Here is a 24120-nt window from a genome sequence, read left to right as displayed (position 1 = left end):
CCCGCGCGGCGGATCACGGAACGCCCCGCCGTCCGGGTGCTGCCTTGCGGGATGACGCACGAGGGCGTGCGCTGCCCGCACGATCCCCGTGCCGACGGGTCCGCGGCGCCCGAGCGGTGGTCTGATACCCCTAGCCGTGGCGCAGGACCACGGGACGACCGAGGGGAACGCACGTGTTCAGAGCCGTAGTCACCGCCGCCGCAGCGGTGGCGCTCGTCATCGGGGGAGCAGCGCCGGCGACGGCCGCACCCTCGTCGGTGCCGGGTGCGCCCACCTCCGTCCGCGTCACCGGTGCCGCCGACAGCGCGACCGTCACCTGGGGACGGCCGGGGTCCGGTGCGAAGGTCACCGGCTGGCGCGTCACGGTGTCGCCCGCCGAGCAGCAGCCGGACGGCGGCGTCGACCGACTCCCGGCGACCGCCCGCTCCGACCGGTTCGGCGACCTGACCGCGAGCACGACCTACACGTTCTCGGTCCGTGCGGTCGGGACCCGCGGCGCGGGCAAGGCCGTCTCGGTGCGCTACACCGCGCCCGGGTCGGTCCGGACCGTGCAGTCGCTGTACGCCCTCGACGGCACCGGCTCCGTCGTGCGCTTCCCGGTCAGCGGGACCGGCGCACCGACCACGATCGCGCCGAACGGCGCGGGCTTCACGGCGGACGACGTCGGCGACGTCTTCGTGCCCTCGGGAGACCGCACGTCCATCGTGATGTACCCGGCGGGCGGCGCTGCTCCCCGGACGGTGGCGACGGGGCTGCACCTCGGCGCCGACCTGCGCTCGGACGTCGCCGGGAACCTGTACTGGGTCGACTCGTCGACGGGCGCGATCACCAAGCTGCCGGTGACGGGTGCCGCGCCGAGGGCGATCATCCCCTCGGCCGGGACCGGGTGGGCGGTCGGACGCGACGGCACGGTCTCCGCGGTGACGTTCGGCCGGGCGGGCGCGGACAGCACCGTCGTCTCCGTGTCACCCTCGGGTGCGCGCACCACGCGGAGCTTCCCGGAGACGGGGTACCGCGTGTTCGCCGGCGTCCTCGCCGACGGCCACGGCAACCTCTACCTGAACTACACCGCGACGGGTGCCTCCGGCGCCAGCGGGTGGGTGCTCCTGGCCGCCGGCTCGTCGACGCTCACCGCCGCCGACGACCGGCTCGCATTCGACTACGCGGCGACGACCACCCGTTCGCTGCTCATCGCCAAGTCTGCGGAGTGGTGCGCCGCCCCGGCGGACTCCAGCCCGACCGGCTGCTCGGCGGACAAGACGATCACGAGCGTCGTGTCCCGGAACGCCGACGGCTCCGTGGCCGAGCGGGTCACGAGCGGCGTGAAGGCCCAGGGGCGCGGGCTGTGGATCGGCGCCGCCGACGAGGCCGGCGACCTGTTCATCGACGTGCGTGCCGGTGCGACACCGGGCCTCTGGCGGCTCGACGCCGCCGGCGGCGTCGCCCAGCGGCTGTCCGCCGGAGCGTTCACGCGGTTGCTGGTGATCTGAGGTCGGACCCGACCGGACGCCGGACGCCAGGCGCGGTGCCAGCGGGTGCCGCGCCTGGCGTCCTGCCGTGCGTAGCGGTCACACCACACCCGTCACGGTCCGTCGGCACACCTCGTCCCACGGGGTCGGCTCGATCCCGAACCGGGCGCGGCTCGCCGAGTCGTCGACCACGTACGGCGCGGTCCACTGGTAGCCCATCTCGGCGATCTCGCGCATCATCGGCGACACCAGGCCCATCGCGCGGAACACGCCGACGGGCATCCGACCGACCCGCACCGGGGGCTTCCCGGCCGCGGCCAAGACCTCGGTGAGCGCCTGCACCTGCGTCCGGGGCGCGTTGCTCGGCACCATCCAGGTGCGCCCGTGGGTGCCCTCGTCCGCACCGGCGGCGACGAGCATCCGTGCGACGTCGAGCACGTCGGTGAAGGTGTGCGGCAGGTCGGTGCGTCCGACCATGGACACGGACCGGCCCTCGAGCGCGGCCGGGAGCACGCGGGTGACGTGCCCGTTCTGGCCGATGCCGGGGCCGACGTAGTCCGACGCGCGGACCTCGACGGCGCGGACCCGTCCGGCCTCGTGCGCGGCGCGCGCATCGGCCCAGAGGCGTGCCCGCAGGATGCCCTTGTGGTCGGTCGCGGCGTCCGGCAGGCTCTCGCGCATCGGGCCGTCCACCGGACCGTACGGGTAGAGGTTGCCGGTGATCGCGTACACGGCGCCGGTCCGTTCGGCGGTGGTGAGCAGTGCGGTCGCGAGCGGCGGCCAGGTCCGTTCCCACTGCGTGTAGTCGCCGGGGTTCGCGCAGTTGTAGAGGACGGCGGCCCCGTCGGTGACGCGGGTGAGCGCGTCGGCGTCGGACGCGTCGAGTGCGACGTGTTCGACGCCGTGGACACCCGTGTCCCGGCCGGACCGGGTGACGACGGCGACCCGCTCGCCCTGCTCGGCGAGGAGTGCGGCGACGTGACGGCCCACGGGACCGGCGCCGACGACGACGTGCTGGTGTGACATGACTTCCTGCTTTCGTTCGTGAGCGAGAGCACCGCTCTCTGTGTCCAGGATGCACGCCCGGTCGTCGAATTGCAAGAGCAGTGCTCTCGTTTGTGTGCAGTGCTCTCGCGTGGCATGGTGGAGGGATGACCGACACGGCCCCGACCGCCCGAGCCCGCGCTCGCGAGGCGGTGCACGCGAGCATCCTCGCCGCCGCCCGGGTGCGGCTCACCGACGAAGGTCCATCGCAGCTGAGCCTGCGGGCCGTGGCCCGTGACGTCGGCATGGTGTCGTCGGCCGTCTACCGGTACTTCCCGAGCCGCGACGACCTGCTGACGGCGCTGCTCATCGCCGACTACGACGAGCTCGGGGCCGCGGTCGAGGCGGCCGACGCGGCAGCGGGTCCGGCCCCGGGGGCACGGTGGGTCGCGGTCTGCCGAGCGATCCGCACCTGGTCGATCGCCCACCCGGGGGACTTCGCGCTCCTGTTCGGCTCGCCGGTGCCCGGGTACGCCGCGCCGCGATCGACCGTCGAGCCGGCGTCGCGGACGACGCTCACGATCGTGCGGGTGGTCGCCGATGCCGTGGCCGACCCCGGGTACCGGGCGCCGGACGCGCCCCGGTCGGGCCCGGGCCGGCTCACGCCCGCCGTCGCCGACGGGGTGGAGTCGCTCCGGGCCTTCGGAACGGGGCTACCGGAAGAGGTCCTCGCCCGCACGCTCATGGCCTGGACGACGGTGTTCGGCACGGTGTCGTTCGAGCTGTTCGGGCACTACGTCGGGTCGGTCTCCGACGGCGCGGCCTTCTTCGACGAGGTCGTCGCCCGGCTGGCCGAGGGGCTCGGGATCGTCGCCGCGTTCGACTGAGTGCTGTCCGTCCCACGCCGGTGGACGGATGCGGGCTGTCCCCAGACCGGGGCGCCGGTCTGGCAGGAGGGTGCTCCCTGCGGTAGACAGGTCGTGGGCCCCGGCCGTACCCGACGGCGCAGCCCTCGCCCGGGACGGCACACCTGGAGTCACCCCGGACGGACCACCACCCTCGGGCGCGCGCCGCGGCCGGGGCCGACGGATCAGGGAGGCACGCTTGCGACGCAGCACGTTCGGCGACGCCGTCGGGGGCACCCGGTGACCGCGCTCGACGTCAGCCGGCAGGACCGCCGCCGCCTCACCACCGGCACGTCCCGGCGTCGACTCGTCACGGTGCGGACCGTCGCACTGCTCGCCTCGATCGCCGGCGTGAACTACGTCGTGTGGCGGTGGGCCGCGTCGGTGAACTGGCACTCGTGGTGGATCGCCGTGCCGCTGATCCTCGCCGAGACGTACAGCGTGATCGATTCGCTCCTCTTCGCGTTCGGGGCCTGGCGGCTCCGTGAACGCGGCGAGCCACCGACCTCGCCGGGGGACCACGTCACCGTCGACGTGTTCATCACCACCTACGACGAGCCGGTCGACCTCGTGCTCCGCACCGCGCGCGCCGCGAAGGCCATCCGCCACCCGCACGCCACGTGGATCCTCGACGACGGCAACCGTCCGGAGATGCGTGCGGCCGCCGAGTCGCTCGGCATCGGGATCATCACCCGTGGGGCCGACTGGGTCGATCGGCCCCGGCACGCCAAGGCCGGCAACCTCAACAACGCACTGCTCGCGACCCAGGGCGAGTTCCTGCTCATCCTCGACGCCGACCAGGTGCCGGACCCGGCGATCCTCGACCGCACGCTCGGGTACTTCAAGGACACCGAGATGGCGCTCGTGCAGACGCCGCAGTGGTTCGAGAACGTCCCCGACGCCGATCTGCTCGGCAGCCAGGCGCCGTTGTTCTACGGCCCGATCCAGCAGTCGAAGGACGGCTGGAACGCCGCGTTCTTCTGCGGTTCGAACGCGATCCTCCGCCGCGAAGCGCTCATGCAGCTCGGGGTCACCCGCTACGTGCGCGAGGTCGAGGCGTCGGTCGCGCGGACGATCAAGACCTCGCGGAAGCTCCTCGCCCGTGCGCGGGAGACCGAGACCGACGAGCGGGTGCTCGGCGCCCTCGACGAGGCCGAGGCCGTGATCGACCGGGCTCGCGACCAGGTGGAGCGCGGCGAGCCCCTCGGCGACGTGACCTACGACTTCCAGCGCGGGATCGACGCCATCTCCTACCGGTTCGCGGCCTCCGACCTCGAGTCCGTCCGCAACGACCTGCAGGAGCTCGCGGCGATGTCGACCGACGCGAACACCTTCGCCGGCCTCGACGATGCGGCGCTCGACGTCCTCGGTCGTCGCGACGCCTCGCCGGTCGCCGCGATCGAGTCCATCGCCGTGCTCACCCGCGCGCTCGACGTCAACCGCGACGACGAGGCCCAGCCGATCATGCCCCTGGCGACGATCTCGGTGACCGAGGACATGGCGACCGCGATGCGTCTGCACGGCCTCGGCTGGAAGTCGGCGTACCACGACGAGATCCTCGCGACGGGCCTCGCCCCCGAAGACCTGCCGACCATGCTCGTGCAGCGGCTCCGTTGGGCGCAGGGCACCATGCAGGTCTTCTTCCGCGAGAACCCCCTCGTGCAGAAGGGGCTCTCGTGGGGGCAGCGGCTCATGTACTTCTCGACGATGTGGAGCTACCTGTCCGGCTTCGCCGCGATCGTCTACATCGCCGCGCCGGTGCTCTGCCTGTCGTTCGGCGTCGTGCCGGTCCAGGCGTACAGCGTGGACTTCTTCGCCCGGCTCATCCCGTTCCTGGTGCTGAACCAGCTGCTGTTCTGGGTGGTGGCGGCCGGCAGACCGACGTGGCGCGGACAGCAGTACTCGCTGGCGCTGTTCCCGGTGTGGATCGAGTCGGTGACGAGCGCCTTCGAGAACGTGTTCCGCGGCAAGCCGTTGGGCTTCCGGGTCACCCCGAAGGTCCGTGACGAGTCCGAGCAGCGGCCGCGGTGGGACCTCGTCAAGCCGCAGCTCGTCGCGATGGGGGCCCTCGTGGCGGCGCTCGTGCTGATCGGCATCCGGTACCTGACCGGTCAGGCGTCCGGCATCGCACCCCTCGTAAACACCGCGTGGGTCGTGTTCGACCTGTTCATCTTCAGCATCGTCATCCGTGCGGTGCTGTACCGGGGCCCCGGGACGGCACGGTCCGGCCACGGGTCGAGCACGGTCGGAGGACCCCTGTGAGCCCGGAACGCATCGAGTTCGACGTCCCCGCGGTCCCCGAGTCGCTCGACGAGGTGCAGGACCGTTTCGGTGCGTGGTGGGACGCCCTGGGCATCGACGACCTCCGACTCCGGTTCGGTCTCGAGACCGCCGTCGCCGAGATCGCGGCGAACATCGTCGAGCACACCCGTCGTGCCGACCAGGAAGCAGGCAGGCGCTACACCGTGGAACTCGACGTGACCGACCGCGAACTCGTGGCCGTCCTCACCGACAACGGGCTGCCCGTCGACATCGACCTCGCCGCGGTGACGATGGCGGACGTCGACGAGGAGAGCGGCCGCGGCCTCGCCCTCGCGATCGCCGCACTCGACCGGCTCGAGCACCGGCACGAGGGCGGGCACAACGTGTGGACCCTGGCGTGCACGCGGTGAGCCGACCCGCCGCCCGGCTCCTCGCGTTCCTGGTCGTCCTCGCGACGTTCGCGCTGGGCGGTGCGCTGCCGGCGTCCGCGGTGCAGGCGACGACCGCCGCAGCGGCGTCGGCGACGACCGCAGCGGCGTCGGCGACGACCGCCGCAGCAGCGTCTGCGACGACCGCCGCCGCGGCGGGACCGAGCTCCGGGACGACCTGGTTCGGCCCGGACATCGACTGGGGTGACGACGCCCCCGACGGCTACGCCGGACGCCTCGGCGCGACACCGTCGATGTACGGCGTCGAGATCCCGTACCCGCTCGACCGCAGCGCCCGCAAGGAGTTCCTCCGCGCGACCAGAGCGGCGGCGACGCAGGGCGCGGTCCTCGTCGTGAGCTTCGAGCCCGACCGGTCGCTCGGGTCGCTGACCGCCGCCGACGCCCGAGCCGCGAACACCCTGCTCGAGGACGTCCACCGGCAGTACGACACCCAGCTCCTCGTCCGGTTCGCACCGCAGATGAACGGCACGTGGGTGCGGTGGGGGCAGCAGCCGACCCAGTTCGTGCAGGCCTTCCGCGCGCTCGCGACGGCGGTGCACGCCGGCAGCTCGGACGCCCTGATGGTGTGGTCCCCGTCGTACGGCGCCGGGTACCCCTTCGGCGAGTCCGCGGGACGCCTGCAGGACCTCTCGGCGACGGACGTCTCGAAGCTCGACACGAACGGCGACGGGCGGCTCACCGCCGACGACGACCCCTACGCGCCGTACTGGCCGGGGGACTCCGCCGTCGACTGGGTCGGGCTGTCGATGCTGTACTTCGGCAAGGGCAAGGCGACCGAGGCCGCCGGCCGGGACGTCCCGCTCACCCGGAACGACGTCCCCGAGGCCGGCGAGGTCTCCGCTCGCTTCGACGAGACCTGGGGCTACGAGCAGCGACAGCAGGGGAGCTTCTACGACCGCTTCGCCGTGGCGGACGACCGGCCGATGCTGCTCGACACCGGGGCGCTGTACGACCACTCGCTCCGTGGCGACGACGAACTCCCGGTGAAGCAGGGCTGGTGGCGACAGGTGATCGCCGCCGTGCAGGACCGCCCGTTGATCCGCGGGGTGACGTTCCTCGAGACGAACCGCCGTGAGCCCGAGGCCGGCAACCGGGTCGCCGACTGGCGCGACACCGCGGTCCCCGGCATCGCGGGTTCCTTCCGGACGGACCTCGAACGCGCGGGCGACTTCGTCTTCGGACCGGTCACCGAACGGGTCACGCCCGTGGCCGGAGCCGCGGCGACCGACCAGCAGTACGACACCGGCGGCGACCAGATGGCGTGGATCGTCTGGTGCGCGGCCGGCCTGGCGGTGGTCTTCCTGCTGAGCGGGCTGTTCGGCCGCCTGCTGCCGAGCTGGCGGTACCCGGACGACGGCAAGCCCGGGCGTGACCTCCGGCTCGACCTGTTCCGCGGCTTCATCATCCTCGCCGTGGTGATCACCCACATCGAGATCGGCGGTCCTTACTCGTACATCACGCTGCACGCCGTCGGTGCGATCACGGGCGCCGAGATGTTCGTGTTCCTGTCCGGCATGGTGCTCGGCATGACGTACCCGTTCGCCATCAAGAAGTTCGGCGAGTGGGCGGCCGCGATCGGGGCGTGGAAGCGGGCGCGGAAGCAGTACCTCGTCACGCTCGCGGTGATCCTCGTCGTCTTCGCGCTGAGCTTCGTGCCCTTCCTCAACACCGACGCGATCACCACGTTCACCGACCGGGGGACCGGCACCGGGGGCGTCGGGGCCGAGGGGCGCGTGTACGACCTCTACCCGAACGCGATGCAGCTGCTGGCCTACCCGCCGCCCTGGTACGCGATCCGGCAGTTCCTGCTGCTCGAGATGGGCCCGTGGCCGTTCAACATCATGGGGCTCTTCGTCGTGCTGAGCCTCTTCATCCCGGCGTTCATGTGGGTGATCCGTCGCGGCTTCTGGTGGTCGCTGCTCGTCGTCAGCTGGGCGCTGTACCTGTTCCAGGCGCTCAACCCCGAGTTCCGGCCGCTGAACTCCCAGTTCGAGGCGGTGTTCCCGCTCCTCACCTGGCAGGTGGTGTTCACCCACGGCCTCGTGCTCGGGTACTACCGTCGCCAGATCATCGCCGCCCTCACCGGACGACTCGGCAAGGTACTCATCGGCGTGGGCATCGGCGGCTACGCCCTGTTCCTCGTGTACGTGTGGGCGGGCAACCACTTCGGGTTCACGCCCGCGCCGTTCCCGGCGTCGATGTACGACCAGCTGTACAACACCGCCTACCAGCGCGTCGACCTGCAGTGGGGACGCCTGGTGGACATCGCCTTCTTCGCGATCGTCTCCTACGCGATCCTCACCGTGTTCTGGAAGCCGATCTCGACGGCGATCGGCTGGCTGTGGATCCCGATCGGCCAGGCGAGCCTCTACGTCTTCGTGTGGCAGGTGTTCTTCGCGCTGGCGATCGCGTCCATCCCGGGCATCGACTGGGGCAACGCGTGGATCGGTTTCGCGACCCACACCCTGCTCATCCTGTTGGCCTGGTACATGGTCCGGAAACGGTTCCTGTTCTCGGTCATCCCGCGCTGACGCGCTGGCTGACGGACTGGAGGCGCGGTGCCAGCCGGCACCGCGCCTCCCGTCCGGCCGGCGGTCGCGGCGCGTCGGCTGCCCGCGTCCGTCTGGCCCCACTTGGTGGGTGAGACGCGCCGGGTCCCTCGCGGAGTGCGCTGCCGTTTGGTTACGCTCCGAGAGCGCCGCATCCGGCGTCTTGCTTCCGTTCGACCGTCGGTCGGACAGCACCACCCGAGGGGACGCCCGTGCAGCACAGCCCTGCCACGATCCGACGCGCCTGCGCGATCGGAACCACCATCGCGATCGTCAGCGTCATCACCGGGTTCGGCGCCCTGGGTGCGACGGGTGCGTACGCCGATGGGCAGACAGCCGCGTCCACGACCGACTCGCAGACGCCCGCAGCGAGCGCCTCGGCGGTCCCCACGCCCATCGCGGGTACGACCGCACCGGCTGTGGATCCCGACTCGACGGTCGGTGCGTCAGCGCCGCGCACCGCGGTGCCGTCGCCGGCTGCGGCGACGCCTGCTGTTCCGTCCTCGAGCAGCACACCGACGCCTACCGCCGCGTCGACGGCGGCCGTCGTGTCGATCACCGGTGACGCGGTCGTCGGGGGTTCCCTCACGGCGACCTGGCACGACCTGGTCGCTCCCGTCACCTTCACCTGGAGCAGCGGCTCCACGGTCGTGCCGACGACCACGGACACCTACCACCTCACCGCGGCGGATGCGGGGAACGTGATCACGGTCACGATCACCAGCAGCACCGACCAGACCGCCTCGGCCTCCACGGAGCCGGTCACCGCACCGGCGGCGTTCCCGGACGCCTCGAGCCCGGAGGACCCGATCCTCCTCACCGCGACCGCGGGTGAAGCGTTCACGCACACGTTCACCGCGACCGGGTTCCCGAAGCCGACGTACGCGGTGACCTCCTCCCCGGGCGACGACCTCGGCGACGACCCGGTCACGTCCGACGAGGACGGTGACGCCGCATACCTGCCCGACGGGTTGACGTTGGACCACACCACCGGCGTGCTGTCGGGCACCAGTGACTACGCCGGCACGTACGCGTTCCGCATCACCGCCACCAGCGGCACGACGACGGCCTCGCAGGACGTCACCATCACCATCAGCCCGGCTGCGGCCCTCGGCGTGGAGGTCACCGCGGAGGACAAGGCCACGTTCCTGACCGCGCACTCCACCAGCTGGGTCATCGAACGCGACGGCACCGTCTGGACCTTCCAGAACGAGACCACCCGGGATGGAGACGGCTACACCACGATCGGGTTCGGTCTGGAGGGCGGCCAGCCCACCATCGGCCAGGGCGGGACCCTGCTCGTCAGCGGGAACCTCGTCGACCGGTTCGGCAACGCCGTCTCCGAGGCTGACGGGTACCCGGCGCCGTTCACCGTGACCTCCGATGATCCGTCCGACGTCGTCGTCGCCAACACCGAACCGTACGAAGGCGCGCAGGTCACGTTCCCCCACGCTTCGACACACACCCTCACCGTGACGTCCAAGACGTTCGACACCGCGTTCGCCGTCGACGTGCGACCCACCGCCGCCACGGTCAGCGCCACGCCCGCCACGACGCCGACCGTCGCCCGACGCGAGCTCGCCTACACCGGGACGGACACCACGCAGCTGCTGCCCTGGGCCGCCGGGCTCACCATCGCCGGCCTCGCACTCACCACGTCCCAGCTCCTGCGCCGCCGGAAGCAGCGCTGATGCACCGTCAGAGCGCTCATCGAGTGCCCGGGAACGACACACGGCGGCTGGTCCTGCTCGCCGGCATCTTCGCAGCAGTCGCAGGGTTGCTGAGCGGTACCGGCGCACTCCTCCTGGTCATCCTCGCCGCGGCGGGCAGCACCTTCCCGTTCGGAGCAGCGCTCCTCGTGCTCGCTGGCGTGCCGTTCCTGCTCATCGGTGCCACGCTGGCCGTGATCGGCGCCGTCGAGCGCCGCGGTGCCCTGCGAGCGACCCGGTCGGCCGATCGGCGACCGCGCCGTCCCTGACTGCGTCCGCTGTCCCGACCGCGGTCGCCTCTCCCACCAGATGACCCGCATGGAGGAGCGTGGGCTGCACCGTCGGCGGAACGTGGACGGCGAGGTCCTCGTGCAGGTCACGGAGCAGGGAGCGGACCTCGTCGACATCGCGCGGCCGATCCACGCCGCGGCGGTCCGGGAGCACCTGCTCGACCACATCGGGGATCGGGACCGCACGGCACTCGTGCGGCTGCTCGAGGCACTCGCGGGGGACTGAGGTCGTCGGGACGGAGGACCGCTCGACGCGCGGGCGCGCAGTCCGCAGCACGTCCAGGAGGCGGGGGGGGGGGGGGGCCCCCCCCCCCCCCCCGCCTCCCGTCACGGTGTGCGCTGTCCGTCCGCGTCAGCGGACCGCGACGCGCAGCGGCTGCGGGTCCACCGGGTCCGGCGGGACCGGCAGCGAGCCGCGGATCTGGTTCTGCGCCTGGCACTGGCTCGTGCAGTTCGTCGCACCCTGCGAGAGCTCGACGGCGTCCTCGCCGAGAACCCCGCCCATCCGGCCGCCGGGCTGGACGGTCCACGTCGTCGTGGTCGCGGTCTGCGATGTCTTGGTCGCGACCTGCGGGCTGTCCTTGCCGAGCAGCATCTGGTGGGCGCCGCTGCCCGAGGTCACGGCGGGGGTGCCGTCGCCGAAGTTGATCTTCCCGGTGTACGGGTTCGTGAAGTAGAACAGGCCGGCGCCGAGCGTGTGCGTGAACGTCACCGGCTGGGCGAACTCGGTCTCCATCTGGAAGATGCCGCCCTGCGCGCCGTCCTTCGCCTGCACCTTGAGCTTGCCGGCCCCGGTGGCGAAGATCGCGACGAGGGTGTCGTCCCGCACCTCGAGCGACGACAGCTTCGCGCCGGCGAGCTGCGCGGCGGTCAGCGACGGGACCTTCGAGGCGAACACCACGGTCGGCTTCGTCACCATCCGCTGTGTGTCCGGCGCGCCGGTGAGCGTGTAGTCGTACACGCCGAGGTCGGCCGTGCGGATGTCGAACCCGTTGTGCTTGCCGCGCACCGCGATGGTGCCGGAGACGGCGACGTCCTTGACCTTGAAGTCCTTGCCCGGTGCGGGGTTGGTGGTCGTGCCGTTCAGGGTGACGGCGTAGTCCCCGCCGGTCGAGGTCTTGCCGGACGCGTTCGCGGGGGCGACCCCGGCGAGGGCGACCGCGGCGACGACGCCCGCGGTGACCGCGGCGACGATGCCGATGCGCCGTCCGTGGCGCTGGTGCGTGCTGGTCATGGTGTGCCTCCTGGTGTGCTGGGGGTGAGAACCCCTCGACACCGATCGTCGCCGCCCCGCCGCGGCCGCACCATCGGACCTTGGTACTAGTACCCGTGGTCCCTGCCCCAGAGCGCCGCGCTCGTGCGGTCGGCCACCCCGATGCGGCGGAAGAGACTGCCGGCGTGGACCTTGTCGGTCCGTTCCGCGATGCCGAGTTCGGTCGCGATCTGCCGGTTCGACAGGCCCCGCGCGATCCGGACGAGGACGTCGCGTTCCCGGGGCGGCAGCTGGACGTCCGGTGCGGTGGTCGACGTGGTCGACGTGCCGCCGGGGAGCAGCGCACGGGCGACCCGGGGGTCGATCGGCGTCTCGTCGCGGGCGGCCGCGCGGACGGCACGCACGACCTCGTCCGGGGCGGCGTCCTTCAGCAGGTACCCGGTCGCCCCTGCGGCGAGTGCGGCGCGCACCCGACCGTCGTCGGCGAACGTGGTGAGGACGAGGACCCGGACGTCGGGCATCGCCGACCGCAGCGCCGCCGTGGCAGCCACCCCACCGGCCCCCGGCATCGACAGGTCCATCACGACGACGTCCGGCCGGAGTACGGGCGCGAGCGCGACGGCCTCCTCGCCGGTGGCGGCCTCGCCCACGACCTCGCAGTCACCGGTCGCCGCGAGGACGGCCCGCAGCCCGCTCCGCACGAGCGCGTGGTCGTCGACGACGAGGACCCTCACCGCAGTGCCTCGGTGTCCACCGGCACCCGCAGCCGCCAGGTCGTCCCGGCACCCGGAGCGGTCTCGAGCTCGAGCGAGCCGCCGGTGTCCTCGGCGATCTCCCGCAGCAGCGTGGTGCCGAGGTGCCCCGGACGGTCGGGAGCCGTCGCGCGCACCGGGTCGAAGCCCACGCCGTCGTCCGAGACCGTGACCACCAGCACGGCACCGCGGCCGGCGCCGGAGGCACCCGGGGCCGCAGCGACCTGCACGTCGACGACGGAGGCACCCGGGGCCGCAGCGACCTGCACGTCGACGACGGAGGCGTTCGCGTGCGTGACGACGTTGGCGACCGCCTCGCGGACGAACCGGACGACCGCGAGCAGCGCCGCGGACGACGCCTCGACCGGGTCCGGCACGTGGACGCTCGTGGTGAGCCCGGCGGCGCGCGCCCGTGCGCAGACGTCGTCGAGCGCCGCGCCCAGGCCGTCCCGTTCGGGAGCCGCCGGACGGATCGCGGACATCGAGCCGCGCAGCGACGACACCGCACCGCGCAGGGCCGCCGCCGCGTCACGGGTGGCCGGGTCCGCCCCGAGCGACAGGGCGAGCCCGGCGACGTCCTGCACCGGGCCGTCGTGCAGGTCGGCCGCCATCCGTCGGCGTTCGGCGGCCTCGGCGTCGAGCGCGCGACCGAGCAGCCGCTCCCGCGCGCGCTGCCCCGACCGGATCCGGAGCAGCAGCCAGAGCAGCAGCGGGACGAGCAGGGCGAGCACGACGCCGACGGTGCCGAACGCGAGGGCGGCGAACGCCCCACGCAGGTCCGCGGCGCGGGACACGACCTCGTCGTAGCGCTGGTAGGCCTCGAACAGCAGCGCCTCGCCCGACGGGGTGTGCACCGCCTGGTACGCCTCGAGCAGCGGGCCGTGTCCCCGTTCGAAGCGGTTCTCGGGCTCGGACAGGTCGGACACCTCGGCGTCGGACCGGTCGGTCTGCAGCGCTTCGAGGTCCTCGGCGCCCAGCGGGAACCGTTCCCCGACGAGCCGGGCTTCGTCGGACCAGAGGACGGTGCCGTCGGCGGCCCAGAGCTTCATCCGAACCGCAGACCCCGCCCGCAGCTCGCCGGCCACCGCATCGGCCAGTCGTGCGCGGGCCCCAGCCCGTTCGGAGGTGGGCGCGTCGGGGTCGGCGATCGCGTCCACCAGGGCGGGCTCGACCACGACCCGCGCCAGTGCGGCCGTGTCCGACGTCGCGTCACGGACGGCGAAGCCCTCGGCGATGCGCTGCGAGACGAGCGCGCCCGCCGTGGCGACGGCCGCGCCCCCGACGAGGGCGGCGATCACCACCCCGACGAGGACCCTGCCCCAGGGCGTCCGGCCGGTCCGACGACGCTGGTCGGCCGCGACGAGCACCAGCGGGGTCCCCGCCGCTTCGGTGTCCGACGACCGGTGTCCACGCACAGGGCCACCGTAACGGTGCCGGCCCGGGTCCGGTGGGTGCGCGCCGACGACCGGTGGTGACGGTGACGCACGCTGGACAGACGGGAGGCGGGGGGGGGGGGCGCCCCCCCCCCCCCCCCCCCCCCCCCCCCCCCGGCCCACCTGCCTCGTTCAGCCGAGCGCGGCCGTGTCCGGTGACCCCGTCGCGAGCGCGCTCCGGACCGATCCCCACGCGGCGAGCCGCTCGCGGATCGACTCGTCCTGCTCGGCCTCGAGCGCGGTGGCGTGCGCCTGCTCGAGGACCTCGTCGATCACGATGCGCCGTCCGGTGCGGGCGGACGCGATCGCGGCGTCCACCATCGTCAGGCTCATCACGTTGCCGTGCACCTCGCCGTCGGGGCGCTCGCCGGAGCGGACCGCGCGGACGAAGGACGCGAGGGCGCCGGCGATCTCGTTGCCGACGCCGGGTGCCGCCTCCGGAGCGCCCGGGGTGCCGTCGAGGTCGCTCCACGGGTCGTGGTCGCCGTCCCACAGCGCGGTCCCGTCGGACCCGGAGGCCCGCCAGTCGCCGTTCCACGAGGTCTCGGCGCCCGGCGCGCACCACGAGCCGTCGTACACGTAGCGGACGTCGTCCTCGAAGGTGAAGACCGCGGCGGCCGCGGCGTCGCCCCGGTACCAGGACCACGACGGGTTCCACGACTCGCAGTACACCGACACCGGGTCGCGCTCGAGGACGTACCGGGCGGAGTCGAAGGCGTGGATCGCCATGTCGAGCAGGAGGACGTCGTCCATCTCCTCGCGGAAGCCGCCGAAGTGCGGGGCCTTGGCGAAGCGCGTGCTCAGGCCGCCCACCTGTCCGAGCCCGCGGACGTGCTGCCGGAACGCGACGAGGTGGTCGTTGTACCGACGGGACTGCGAGACCATGAACAGCTTGCCGGTGGCCTCGGCGGCCGCGGCGAGCGAGAGCGCCTCGGCGACGGTCTGCGCTGCCGGCTTCTCCCCGAGGACGGGGAGCCCGGCGCGGAGGGCCTCGAGCGTGACCGGGTGGTGCGCGACGGGGACCGTGATGTCGAGGACGGCCTCGGCACCGGTCTCGGCGATGAGTGCGGTGAGGTCGCGGCCGACCGGGATCGTCGCGTCGCCGGCGACCTCCGCCCCGGCGCGCGCGGCGTCGAGGTCGAGGTCGACGATGCCGACGAGCTCGACGTCCGGGTCCGCGGCGACGGTCGCGAGCCACGCCCGGCCCATGCCACCGGCACCGACCTGGACGACCCGGAGCGGCGCGGTCACGCGGACACCTCCTCGTCGACCGGTGCGTCGTCGAACGGGCCGCGGTAGTGCTGGCCGTCGAAGTACTCGCCGAGGTCGTACCGGCGGAGCGTCGGGATCTCCCGCTCGCGCTCCGGCCGGGCCCACTCGGTCGCGTTCGCGATCACGCGTCGGACGTCCTTGTGGTGGTAGACGGGGAAGTCCTGGTCGCCGGGGGAGAAGTAGAAGATCTTCCCGAGGCCGCGGCGGTAGGTCATGCCGCTCCGGAACACCTCGCCGCCGGTGAAGCCGGAGATGAAGACCAGCTCGTCGGGCGTCGGCACGTCGAAGTACTCGCCGTACATCTCCTGCTCGGGGATCACGATCGGGTTCGGGACGCCGCGCGTGATGGGGTGCTGCGGGTTCACGGTCCAGACGAGTTCCTGGTCGTGCTCGCTGCGCCACCGGAGCGTGCAGGTGGTCCCCATGAGCTTCCCGAAGATCTTCGACCAGTGGCCGGAGTGCAGCACCACGAGCCCCATGCCGGACAGGACGTGCTTGTGCACGCGGTCGACCACGGCGTCGTCCACCTCGTGGTGCGCGGCGTGCCCCCACCAGGTGAGGACGTCGGTCTCGGCGAGGACCTCGTCGGTGAGTCCGTGTTCGGGCTCCTGCATCGTCGCCGTGCGGACGACGGCGTCCGGCAGGTTCTCGCGGATGCCGTCGGCGATCGCGCCGTGCATGCCGTCGGGGTACCGCTCGGCGACGTGCTGCTCGACCTGCTCGTGGACGTTCTCGCCCCAGACGGTGATGCGCAGCGGGGTGGTGGTCATGGTGTGCCTTTCTGGCTGGGTTCGTGGGTGTCGCCGGCCGTCACAGGACGGCTGCCCCGGGGTCGACAGCCGCGGTCGCCGCGGTCGCCGCGGTCGCCGCAGGGTCGGTCGCCGCGGGGTCGGTCGCCGTCACTTGACGGCGCCGCCGAGCGCACCGGCGGAGATGTACCGCTGGGCGACGATGAGCAGCACGGCGGCCGGCAGCGACGCGAGGACGGACGTCGCCATGACGGGCCCCCAGTCGGTGACGTTCGAACCGATGTAGTTGTAGATGCCGAGCGTGATGGGCCTGACCGCGGTCGTCGACGTCAGGGTCAGTGCGATGAGGAAGTCGCCCCAGGCCCCGAGGAAGGTGAAGAGCGCCGCCGTGACGATGGCGTTCCGGCTGATGGGCAGGACGATCGAGACGAACGCCCGGAAGTCGTTCGCGCCGTCGACGAGCGCGGCCTCGACGAGGCTCGGCGGGATCGACTCCATGAACGCGCGCATGAGCAGCACGGCGAACGGCACCTGGACGGCGCTGTCGGCGAGGATCAGCCCGATGTAGCTGTTCAGCAGTCCGACGTTGTTGAACAGCGTGTAGAGCGCGTTCGCGATGACGATCGCGGGGATCATCTGCGTGATGAGCAGCACGAGCAGGAACACCCGGGTGCCGCGCATCTTGAACCGGGCCAGCCCGTACGCGGCCGGGGTCGCGATCGCCAGGGTCAGCACGACGGTGCCGAGGCCGATGATCATGCTCGACAGGAAGTTCTGCCCCTGCTGCGCGAACGCCGTCTCGTACCCGCGGAAGGTGGGCGAGAACGGGAACCAGGTCGCGGTCGCGGCACCGGACGTGGCCTGCAGGCTCGTGTTCACCATCCAGTAGACGGGGAACACCATGATCGCGAGGAACACGCAGCCGAGGATCGTGAGCGGGATGCCCTTGACGCCGCGCTTCGGCCCGGGGACCCGTGCGCTGCGCTTCGTCGTGATCGCCCGGGTGGCGGTGACGGTCTGGTTCGCGATTCCGACGCTCATTCGTCGACCGCCTTCCTGGAGATCGCGATGTAGACCATCGCGAAGACGAACGAGACGACGATGAGCACGTTGCTCACCGCGGCTCCGATGCCGAACTGGAAGTTGATGAACGACTGGTGGTACGCGTTCGTGGCGAGGGTCTGCGTGGAGTTCGCCGGTCCGCCGCCGGTGAGGCCGAGGATGATGTCCACGACCTTCAACGTGTAGACCACCCCCAGGACGATCACGACGCTGACGACGCTCCGGATGCTCGGCCAGGTGATGTACCAGAACGCCTTGAAGCCGGTGGCGCCGTCGAGTGCGCCGGCTTCGTACAGCTCCGGCGGGACGGACTGCAGTCCGCTGTAGAGGATCGTCGTGTTGAACGGGATGCCGAGCCACACGTTCACGCCGATGACGGCGATGAGGGCCAGGCTCGGGCTGACGAGCCACGGCACCGGTGCGATGCCGACCAGGCCGAGGAGCTGGTTGAGCGCTCCGCTGTCCTGGTCGAGCAGCCACTTCCAGACCGCGCTCGACGCGATCAGCGGCAGCAGCCACGGCAGCAGGAGGAGCCCGCGCAGGAAGCCGGAGAGCGGGAAGTGCCGCCGGAAGAACAGCGCGAGACCGAGGCCGATCACGAACTGCAGGACGATCGAGCCCGCGGTGAACAGTGCGGTGTTCACGACGCTCGTCGCGAAGACCGAGCTCTGGAACACCTGGATGTAGTTGCCGAGCCCGACCCACGGGGCCTCGCCCGTGAAGAAGGTCTTGGTCGTGTAGTCCTGGAAGGACATGATGACGTTCTTGACGACCGGGTAGCCGAAGAACACGGCCACGAACAGCGCGGCCGGGATGACGAAGAGCCATCGGGTGAGCCCGGTGCGCATGCGCGCTCGGCGCTGGCCGGGTCGTGGTGGTGGGACGGACGCCGTGGTCCGTGGTCGGGTCTGTGTCGTGGCGCTCATGCCGGAACCGCTCCTTCCGAGGGTGGGGAGGGAGCCGACCGGGCGGCCGGCTCCCTCGTGCACTACTGGCTCTGCGACTGCGCCTGCTTGAGCGCGGCCTCGGGGTCGGCCTTGCCCGTGAGGGCGAGCTGGACGGCGGTGTAGATCTTCGTCGCGGCCTTGGGCCAGTCGGGTCCGAGCTCACCGGTGCGGGCGCGGGCGGTCTTCACCGTGGTGACGAACGAGGCGACCTGCGGGTGGTCGGACGCCCACGCGGCGCCGGCCTCGAGGTTCGTCGGCACGTTGCCGCTCACCTCGGCGAGGGCCTTCTGGGTCTTCTGCGAGTGCAGGCAGCCGACGAACTTGGCGGCCAGCTGCATCTTCGCCTTGTCGCCGGTCTGCGGGACGGTGAACGCCTCGCCGCCGAGCGGTGCGACGGTCGCCTCACCGGTGCGGGTGGGGATCGGGACGCTGTCGAACTCGAGGCCCTTCTTCGCGTTGAGCGCGGGGAGCTGCCACGGGCCGTTGATCATCATCGCGGCCTTGCCGGCGAGGAACTGGTTGTTGACGTCGGCCTGGGCCCAGTTGATCGAGCTCTTCGACATCGAGCCGTCGTTCTGCAGGTCCTCGACGAGCTGCAGGGCCTGCGCCGCCTCGGGTGTCGCGATGTCCTTCTCGTCACCACCGTTCGACCAGAAGAAGGGCAGGAACTGCCAGGTGCCCTCGTAGGTGTTGATGTTGCTCATCGCGAAGCCGTACGTCGACCCGGAGGTGAGCTTCTTCGCGGCGGCCTTCAGCTCGTCCCACGTCTTGGGCGGCTGGACGCCGGCGTCCGAGAGCAGCTTCTTGTTGTAGTACAGCGCGATCGAGTTCGTGTTCGACTGCAGGCCGTAGAGCTTCCCCTTGTAGGTGCTCGCCGCCTTCACGCCGGGGACGTCGCCCTCGGCGCTCAGGCCGTAGTCGCTCAGCTCGGACAGCGCACCCGAGGCCGCGATCTGCTGCACGTCGGGGTTGTCGAGCATGAGGACGTCGGGGAGGGTCCGCGACGATGCCTGCTGCAGGACCTTCGAGATCAGACCGGCGCCGGCGACGTGGTTGATCGTGACGGTCGCGTCGACCTGCTTCGCGCACTGCTTGTAGACGGGGTTGTAGGTCGCGTCGTAGTAGTCCTCGATCGTCAGGGCCTTGCTCCCGCCGGAGGAGGCCGAGCCGGAACCGGAGCACCCGGTGAGGACCAGGGGGATCGTCGCGAGCACGGCGACCGCGCCGACGAGGGCTCGGGTCCGGCGCGTCGTGGAGGGGAATCTTTGCTTCATTGCAGAGCTCTTCTCTGTGCGGATGCAGGGGCAGGCACGCAACCACGAATCCGCTGACGTCATCGTCGCTGTGTCCTTGGGGCGAGAAGCTAACAGAAAAGCGCTTCACCTGTAAAGCGCTTTTTTCGCATCCTGGACGGTAGGCTGGACGGCATGGCCACGATGCAACAGGTCGCCGATCGCGCGGGAGTCTCGATCGCCACCGTGTCCTTCGTGGTGAACGGCACGAAGTACGTCACCCCGGCGACGACCGCCCGGGTGCAGGCGGCGATGCGCGAACTGAAGTTCCGCGGCAATGTCGTCGCCCGTGCGCTGGCGAGCCGGCGCACCCGGATCATCGCGCTGCTGTTCCCGACCACGGGCAACCGGTTCAGTCCGACGACGTCGGAGTTCTTCATGAGCGCCGCCGAGCGGGCGTCCGAGCGCGGCTACCACCTCGTGCTCTGGCCGGTGGACCCGGCAGGGGACGACCTCGACGACCTCGTCTCCGGGGGGCTCGTCGACGGCGTCATCCTCATGGAGGTGCGGATGGACGACCCGCGCGTCGCCGTCCTCACCGCCCTCGCCGTCCCCTTCACGCTCATCGGGCGCACCCGGGACAGCAGCGGTCTGCCGTTCGTCGACATCGACTTCGAGACCACGATCGAGTCGAGCATCGATCACCTCGAGGCGCTCGGGCACCGGCGGTTCGCCCTCGTGCTCGAGGACCTCGAGGGCACGCCGATGGCCGGCTACGCCCCGCACCTCCGCACCCAGGACACCTTCCGTCGGGTGACCGCTGCACGAGGACTCGTCGGCACGGTGGTCACGGCGGGCCCGGGGAGCGACGGTGGACGCACGGCCGCGAGCGAGCTCCTCGCCCTCGACCCCGACGTGACGGCGGTGCTCGTGATGAAGGACGACTCGTCGGCGGGGCTCCTCGTCGGGCTGTACGCCGCCGGTCGTCGCGTGCCCGAGGACGTCTCGGTGCTGAGCATCGCCTCGTCCGAGACGAACGCCGACCAGCACTACCCGCGACTGTCGACCATGGTGGCCCCTGGCCGCCGGCTCGGCACCCGCGCCGCCGATGCGCTCATCGACCAGCTCGACGGGAAGTCCGACGAGCTGCCGCACTTCCTGCTGCCCTGTACCCTCCGCGAAGCCGAGTCGACGGCTCCCGCGCCCGCCTGACCGGCACTCCCCGCCCCGCGCGAACCGCGCGCCGAGTCTCGCCTGGGCGGACACCTTTGCGGCTCCGACGCCGCGAAGGTGTCCGCGTGGCCGAGTCTCGGGGCAGCGCCGCGTCCGGGGGGGGGGGGGGGGGGGGGGGGGCCCCCCCCCCCCCCCCCCCCCCCCCCCCGCCACCGGCCGCCGTTTCGCACTGACCGACACGTCACGCGCTGCGTGACCCGTGCGGTGTCGCCCAGCGCGTGGAGACGAGAATCAGCGCCCACACGGAAGCCGAGTCGACGGCTCCCGCGCCCGTCTGGCGCTGGCCGAGTCTCGCCTGGGCGGACACCTTCGCGGCTCCGATGCCGCGAAGGTGTCCGCGTGGCCGAGTCTCGGGGCAGGGCCGCGTCCGGGCGGACGGGAGGCGCGGGTCGGCCCCGCACCGCGCCTCCCGTCCCGCGCCCACCGGCCGCCGCTTCGCGCTGACCGACACGCCACGCGCTGCGTGACCCGTGCGGTGTCGCTCAGCGCGTGGAGACGGGAGGCGCGTGGCGGATCCGCCACGCGCCTCCCGTTGGTTCGTCAGCGGCCGCGCGGGTCGCGGGCGGTGTCGGTGAAGAAGTCGTCGTAGAGGCCGGCGCCGTCCTGCAGCTCGCCGTACTTCCAGCGCTTGCGCATCCGACGGAACGTCTCGATGCGCACCGGATCGACGCCCTGCTGGGATTCGTACGTGCCCATGGTTCCCTCCCCGTCGTCTGGTACCCCCGATCGGGGGCATCCTCCGGAGACGCTACGGCCGCCGCTGGCTCCCGTCCGGCCAGATAGGTAGGGAAGTTACCTAACTGCGCTTGGTGGACAAACGTTCGGGGTGCGTCCGCCACCGCCCGTACGCTGCCGTCACGGGGACGGGGCGCCGAACTCGAGCGCCTCGATGACGCGGTCGATGACCCGGACGTACTTCGCCCGCTCGCGATCAGTGAAGGAGGACACCAGCTCGTGCAGATGCTCGTTGGTGCTGTCCATCGCACTCGCGTAGGCGCGCTCGGTCTCCGGGGTCAACTCGATGTAGCGGCTCCGCCCGTCGTCCGGGTTCGGCACGCGGCACAGGTGTCCGGCCCGTTCGAGACGATCGACGGCGCCCGTGACCGCCGGGCCGCTCAGGCCGAGGTGCGACGCGAGGTCCTTCACCCGGACCTTCCGCTCGGCGGCTTCCGCGCGGGCGACGTACTGCAGCACCGTGAGGTCCGAGCCGGAGACGTCCAGGCGCACCCGCAGTCGCCCGCGCAGCGCGCCCATCGCGGCCTCGAGCCGGGTGATGGCGGCCGTCAGGTCGATCTCACTCACGCGGTCGCCCCTTCGGTGCGGATCGGTTCCGCGCAACGATACGCCGCGCTCACCGGGACAGCGTATCCAGATAACGAGGGAGACAGCGGGTTCTGGACATCCATCCGACGGGGGTGCGCGTGGCCGACCCGTTGACGGACGACTTCGCCGACGGACCGGTCCCGGCACCGGCGACGGTCCGCTTCGAGGTGTCCGGTGAGCTCCCTGCCGACGCCGCGCGGGACCTCGGCGCGGTCTACGGCGGCGAGCGGTGGGTGGCGCGCGTGACCGAGACGCCGTTCGAGTACCGGTACACGGCGATCGGTGACGCCGAGCTGACCGTTCGGCGGTCCCAGCTGCGCGGTGCGCTCTCGGGGGTGGTGCCGGCCGGCGGTGACTACGTCGTCACCTGGATCGGCTCCGGCACCGCCGAGGTCGAACGGCTCGGCGAACGGCTCGTGCTCCCGCTCGGGGCACCGGCGCTGTTCCCGCCCGACCACGAGTACGCCTTCCTCGTCACGGACCACGACCAGCGCATGGTGCACCTCGACCGCGACTTCGTCCACCGGGTCGCCGCGACCCGCAGCACCGTCGGCGACCACGCGCTCCGCTTCGACGACCAGCACGTGCCCGAGCCCGAGGCCGCACGGCGGTGGCAGGGGGCGCTGACCGCGCTCGTCCGGTCGCTCCGGGCCGGCGGCACCGAGTCCGTGGCGTGGCAGCAGGCCAAGGTCGTCGTCGCCGAGCTGTTCCTCGAGCTGTTCCCGCCGATGGTGGACGACCTGCCCGGGGTGCTCGGGCAGCCGCGCAATGCCCGGCTCCGCGCCGCCGTCGAGTACGTGCACGACCACGCCGCCGAACCCGTCACGATCGCCGACCTGTCCGCGGCGTCGGGGTTGAGCGTCCGGTCCGTGCAGGAGTCCTTCCGCCGCGTGTTCGACGTGTCCCCGCTGACGTACCTGCGGCAGGTGCGACTCGACCGTGTGCGGGCGGAGCTGCTCGACGCCGACCCGCTCGCCGGCGCCGTGGGCGACGTCGCCAGGCGGTGGGGGTTCGCGCACCTCGGGCGGTTCTCGGCGGCGTACGTCGAGCGGTTCGGGGAGTACCCGAAGCAGACCCTGCGGCGCTGACGGCCCAAGGCCAGGCCGGGCCAGGCCTGGCAAAGCAAGGCCAGGCCGGGCCGGGCAAAGCAAGGCAGGGCCGGGCAGGGCAGGGCCGGGTAGTGCCGGGCCGGGCAGGGCCGGGCAGCGCCGGGCCGGGCTCAGCGACCGGCGGGCACCGGGCCGGTGCTCCGGCGCACGCGCAACGTCGTCGGCAGCCGGACGTGGTCCGACGCCCGCTCGCCACGCAGCATCGTCAGGAGCATGTCGACCGCCCGCGAGCCGAGCTCGACGAGGGGCTGCGCGACGGTGGTCAGCGGCGGCGTGGTCGTGGCGGCCTGCGGCACGTCGTCGAACCCGACCACCGACAGGTCGTCGGGGACCTGCAGCCCGAGCTCGGCGGCGGCGCGGAGCACCCCGACCGCCGACGAGTCGTTGGCCGCGAACACCGCGGTCGGACGGTCCGCGCCGGCGAGCAGGTCGGCGGCGACCTCGGCCGAGCGGTCCTCCTGGTAGCCGCCGTCGCGGACGAGCGACTCGTCCACCGGCAACCCGGCCGCGGCCAACGCTCGCCGGTAGCCGGCCTCGCGGAGCTGTGCCGATGCCAGGTCCGGACGGCCGCGCAGGTGCGCGATCCGGGTGTGTCCGAGCGCGACGAGGTGCTCGACGGCCTGGACGGCCCCGGCCTCGTTGTCCGAGTCGACCGTGGCGTGTCCCTCGGGCCCCGTGTGCGGGTCGATCGCCACGACCGGGATCGACGAGCTCGACAGCGCCGTGCTCGGCGTGACGACGATCGCGCCGTCGATGAGCGTGCCGGACAACCGTGAGAGCGACCGGCGTTCCCAGCCCTTCTGCTCGGCACCGGTCACGAGGCCGGCGTAGGCGAGCAGTTCGTAGCCGGTGCCGGTGGTGGCGCCGGACACCCCGCGCAGGAGCTCGGTCGAGAACGGTTCGAACTCGGTGACGAGGATCCCGATGACGTTCGTCCTCGAGCTGCGGAGGCTCCGTGCGACGAGCGAGGTCTCGTAGCCGAGCTGCTCGACCACCTCCTGCACCCGCAGGATCGTCGCCGCGGCCACGCCGTCGCGCTGGTTGATGACCTTCGACACGGTGGGGATGGACACCCCGGCGGCACGTGCGACGTCCGCGATGGTGACCCGGCCGGCTCCGGGACGCATGCCGAGGGCCGTGTCCATGTGCACACCGTACCGCTGACCCCGCGCCGAATC

22 protein-coding genes are annotated in these 24120 nt (G+C 72.1%); 10 read left to right on the top strand and 12 right to left on the bottom strand.

Translation table 11 applies throughout. The features are described 5' to 3' along the window. Positions 1-173 precede the first annotated feature (173 nt). Positions 174-1490 carry a fibronectin type III domain-containing protein gene (locus ACNQOV_RS05005; RefSeq protein ID WP_083858030.1) on the top strand — a complete coding sequence of 439 codons (1317 nt, stop codon included), beginning with the start codon at positions 174-176 and terminating at the stop codon, positions 1488-1490. 78 nt (positions 1491-1568) lie between these two features. Here ACNQOV_RS05005 and ACNQOV_RS05000 read toward each other — a convergent pair whose 3' ends face one another. Next, positions 1569-2495, bottom strand: coding sequence for an NAD-dependent epimerase/dehydratase family protein (locus ACNQOV_RS05000; protein ID WP_022908163.1), 927 nt, complete (start codon positions 2493-2495; stop codon positions 1569-1571). Positions 2496-2620: 125 nt separating this feature from the next. Between ACNQOV_RS05000 and ACNQOV_RS04995 the strand changes: the two genes are divergently transcribed. The 7 genes from ACNQOV_RS04995 (at position 2621) to ACNQOV_RS04965 (ending at position 10843) form a co-directional block, all read left to right on the top strand. Continuing rightward, on the top strand, positions 2621-3340 hold the full coding sequence (locus tag ACNQOV_RS04995; RefSeq protein WP_022908164.1) for a TetR/AcrR family transcriptional regulator: 720 nt from the start codon (positions 2621-2623) through the stop codon (positions 3338-3340). 258 nt (positions 3341-3598) lie between these two features. Further along, on the top strand, positions 3599-5620 hold the full coding sequence (locus ACNQOV_RS04990) for a glycosyltransferase (RefSeq protein WP_022908165.1): 2022 nt from the start codon (positions 3599-3601) through the stop codon (positions 5618-5620). Beyond that, positions 5617-6030 (top strand): ATP-binding protein, encoded by a 414-nt coding sequence (locus ACNQOV_RS04985; protein ID WP_022908166.1) that lies wholly within the window; start codon positions 5617-5619, stop codon positions 6028-6030. The genes ACNQOV_RS04990 and ACNQOV_RS04985 overlap by 4 nt, the downstream gene beginning before the upstream one ends. Next, positions 6027-8600: an OpgC domain-containing protein gene (gene opgC, locus ACNQOV_RS04980; RefSeq protein WP_416393623.1), complete on the top strand. Its 2574-nt coding sequence runs from the start codon at positions 6027-6029 to the stop codon at positions 8598-8600. The genes ACNQOV_RS04985 and opgC overlap by 4 nt, the downstream gene beginning before the upstream one ends. A gap of 230 nt (positions 8601-8830) precedes the next feature. Then, a complete protein-coding gene (locus ACNQOV_RS04975; RefSeq protein ID WP_416393622.1) occupies positions 8831-10309 on the top strand; it encodes a putative Ig domain-containing protein in 1479 nt (492 codons plus the stop codon). Continuing rightward, the gene (locus tag ACNQOV_RS04970) at positions 10309-10596 is read left to right on the top strand and encodes a hypothetical protein (protein WP_416393621.1); all 288 of its coding nucleotides are present in this window, start codon (positions 10309-10311) and stop codon (positions 10594-10596) included. Before ACNQOV_RS04975 ends, ACNQOV_RS04970 begins: the two co-directional genes overlap by 1 nt. A 40-nt stretch (positions 10597-10636) precedes the next feature. Then, the gene (locus tag ACNQOV_RS04965; protein WP_416393620.1) at positions 10637-10843 is read left to right on the top strand and encodes a hypothetical protein; all 207 of its coding nucleotides are present in this window, start codon (positions 10637-10639) and stop codon (positions 10841-10843) included. Between the two features lie 126 nt (positions 10844-10969). On the opposite strand, the gene ACNQOV_RS04960 is transcribed toward ACNQOV_RS04965, so the two are convergent. From ACNQOV_RS04960 to ACNQOV_RS04925, 8 genes are all read right to left on the bottom strand, one after another. Beyond that, positions 10970-11851: a hypothetical protein gene (locus tag ACNQOV_RS04960; RefSeq protein ID WP_416393619.1), complete on the bottom strand. Its 882-nt coding sequence runs from the start codon at positions 11849-11851 to the stop codon at positions 10970-10972. Positions 11852-11937: 86 nt separating this feature from the next. After that, positions 11938-12564 (bottom strand): response regulator, encoded by a 627-nt coding sequence (locus ACNQOV_RS04955; RefSeq protein WP_416393618.1) that lies wholly within the window; start codon positions 12562-12564, stop codon positions 11938-11940. Beyond that, on the bottom strand, positions 12561-13997 hold the full coding sequence (locus ACNQOV_RS04950; protein ID WP_416393617.1) for a sensor histidine kinase: 1437 nt from the start codon (positions 13995-13997) through the stop codon (positions 12561-12563). The genes ACNQOV_RS04955 and ACNQOV_RS04950 overlap by 4 nt, the downstream gene beginning before the upstream one ends. Before the next feature lie 150 nt (positions 13998-14147). After that, positions 14148-15266: a Gfo/Idh/MocA family protein gene (locus tag ACNQOV_RS04945; RefSeq protein ID WP_416393616.1), complete on the bottom strand. Its 1119-nt coding sequence runs from the start codon at positions 15264-15266 to the stop codon at positions 14148-14150. Then, positions 15263-16057, bottom strand: a complete 795-nt coding sequence (locus tag ACNQOV_RS04940; RefSeq protein WP_022906941.1) for a ThuA domain-containing protein — start codon at positions 16055-16057, stop codon at positions 15263-15265. The genes ACNQOV_RS04945 and ACNQOV_RS04940 overlap by 4 nt, the downstream gene beginning before the upstream one ends. 129 nt (positions 16058-16186) lie before the next feature. Next, complete coding sequence (locus ACNQOV_RS04935; protein ID WP_022906943.1) at positions 16187-17077, bottom strand: carbohydrate ABC transporter permease; 891 nt, start codon at positions 17075-17077, stop codon at positions 16187-16189. Beyond that, positions 17074-18024, bottom strand: coding sequence for a carbohydrate ABC transporter permease (locus ACNQOV_RS04930; protein ID WP_031262171.1), 951 nt, complete (start codon positions 18022-18024; stop codon positions 17074-17076). Before ACNQOV_RS04930 ends, ACNQOV_RS04935 begins: the two co-directional genes overlap by 4 nt. Positions 18025-18086: 62 nt before the next feature. Then, on the bottom strand, positions 18087-19319 hold the full coding sequence (locus ACNQOV_RS04925; RefSeq protein ID WP_042723770.1) for a sugar ABC transporter substrate-binding protein: 1233 nt from the start codon (positions 19317-19319) through the stop codon (positions 18087-18089). 153 nt (positions 19320-19472) lie between these two features. Between ACNQOV_RS04925 and ACNQOV_RS04920 the strand changes: the two genes are divergently transcribed. After that, positions 19473-20489 (top strand): LacI family DNA-binding transcriptional regulator, encoded by a 1017-nt coding sequence (locus ACNQOV_RS04920; protein ID WP_416393615.1) that lies wholly within the window; start codon positions 19473-19475, stop codon positions 20487-20489. Positions 20490-21050: 561 nt separating this feature from the next. Here the strand turns inward: ACNQOV_RS04920 and ACNQOV_RS04915 are convergent. Together ACNQOV_RS04915 and ACNQOV_RS04910 are read right to left on the bottom strand one after the other, a co-directional pair. Next, complete coding sequence (locus tag ACNQOV_RS04915) at positions 21051-21206, bottom strand: hypothetical protein (protein WP_022906947.1); 156 nt, start codon at positions 21204-21206, stop codon at positions 21051-21053. 159 nt (positions 21207-21365) lie between these two features. After that, complete coding sequence (locus ACNQOV_RS04910; RefSeq protein WP_022906948.1) at positions 21366-21812, bottom strand: MarR family winged helix-turn-helix transcriptional regulator; 447 nt, start codon at positions 21810-21812, stop codon at positions 21366-21368. Positions 21813-21931: 119 nt separating this feature from the next. Between ACNQOV_RS04910 and ACNQOV_RS04905 the strand changes: the two genes are divergently transcribed. Then, positions 21932-22921 (top strand): helix-turn-helix transcriptional regulator, encoded by a 990-nt coding sequence (locus ACNQOV_RS04905; RefSeq protein ID WP_416393614.1) that lies wholly within the window; start codon positions 21932-21934, stop codon positions 22919-22921. A 131-nt stretch (positions 22922-23052) separates the two neighbouring features. Here ACNQOV_RS04905 and ACNQOV_RS04900 read toward each other — a convergent pair whose 3' ends face one another. Further along, a complete protein-coding gene (locus tag ACNQOV_RS04900; protein WP_416393613.1) occupies positions 23053-24087 on the bottom strand; it encodes a LacI family DNA-binding transcriptional regulator in 1035 nt (344 codons plus the stop codon). Positions 24088-24120: the final 33 nt, after the last annotated feature.

The organism is Curtobacterium sp. LFS084 (genome assembly GCF_047977705.1).
Taxonomy (GTDB): domain Bacteria; phylum Actinomycetota; class Actinomycetes; order Actinomycetales; family Microbacteriaceae; genus Curtobacterium.
Note: the sequence above shows the minus strand (reverse complement) of the source record. Positions and strands in the feature narration are given on the sequence as shown.

Excerpts from the sequence above, each read along its gene's own strand:
- ACNQOV_RS04925 (WP_042723770.1), bottom strand. The coding sequence starts at position 19,319 with ATGAAGCAAAGATTCCCCTCCACGACGCGCCGGACCCGAGCCCTCGTC.
- ACNQOV_RS04940 (WP_022906941.1), bottom strand. The coding sequence starts at position 16,057 with ATGACCACCACCCCGCTGCGCATCACCGTCTGGGGCGAGAACGTCCAC.
- ACNQOV_RS04960 (WP_416393619.1), bottom strand. The coding sequence starts at position 11,851 with ATGACCAGCACGCACCAGCGCCACGGACGGCGCATCGGCATCGTCGCC.
- ACNQOV_RS04995 (WP_022908164.1), top strand. The coding sequence starts at position 2,621 with ATGACCGACACGGCCCCGACCGCCCGAGCCCGCGCTCGCGAGGCGGTG.
- ACNQOV_RS04930 (WP_031262171.1), bottom strand. The coding sequence starts at position 18,024 with ATGAGCGCCACGACACAGACCCGACCACGGACCACGGCGTCCGTCCCA.
- ACNQOV_RS04915 (WP_022906947.1), bottom strand. The coding sequence starts at position 21,206 with ATGGGCACGTACGAATCCCAGCAGGGCGTCGATCCGGTGCGCATCGAG.
- ACNQOV_RS04965 (WP_416393620.1), top strand. The coding sequence starts at position 10,637 with ATGACCCGCATGGAGGAGCGTGGGCTGCACCGTCGGCGGAACGTGGAC.
- ACNQOV_RS04970 (WP_416393621.1), top strand. The coding sequence starts at position 10,309 with ATGCACCGTCAGAGCGCTCATCGAGTGCCCGGGAACGACACACGGCGG.
- ACNQOV_RS04935 (WP_022906943.1), bottom strand. The coding sequence starts at position 17,077 with ATGAGCGTCGGAATCGCGAACCAGACCGTCACCGCCACCCGGGCGATC.
- ACNQOV_RS04900 (WP_416393613.1), bottom strand. The coding sequence starts at position 24,087 with ATGGACACGGCCCTCGGCATGCGTCCCGGAGCCGGCCGGGTCACCATC.
- ACNQOV_RS04920 (WP_416393615.1), top strand. The coding sequence starts at position 19,473 with ATGGCCACGATGCAACAGGTCGCCGATCGCGCGGGAGTCTCGATCGCC.
- ACNQOV_RS05000 (WP_022908163.1), bottom strand. The coding sequence starts at position 2,495 with ATGTCACACCAGCACGTCGTCGTCGGCGCCGGTCCCGTGGGCCGTCAC.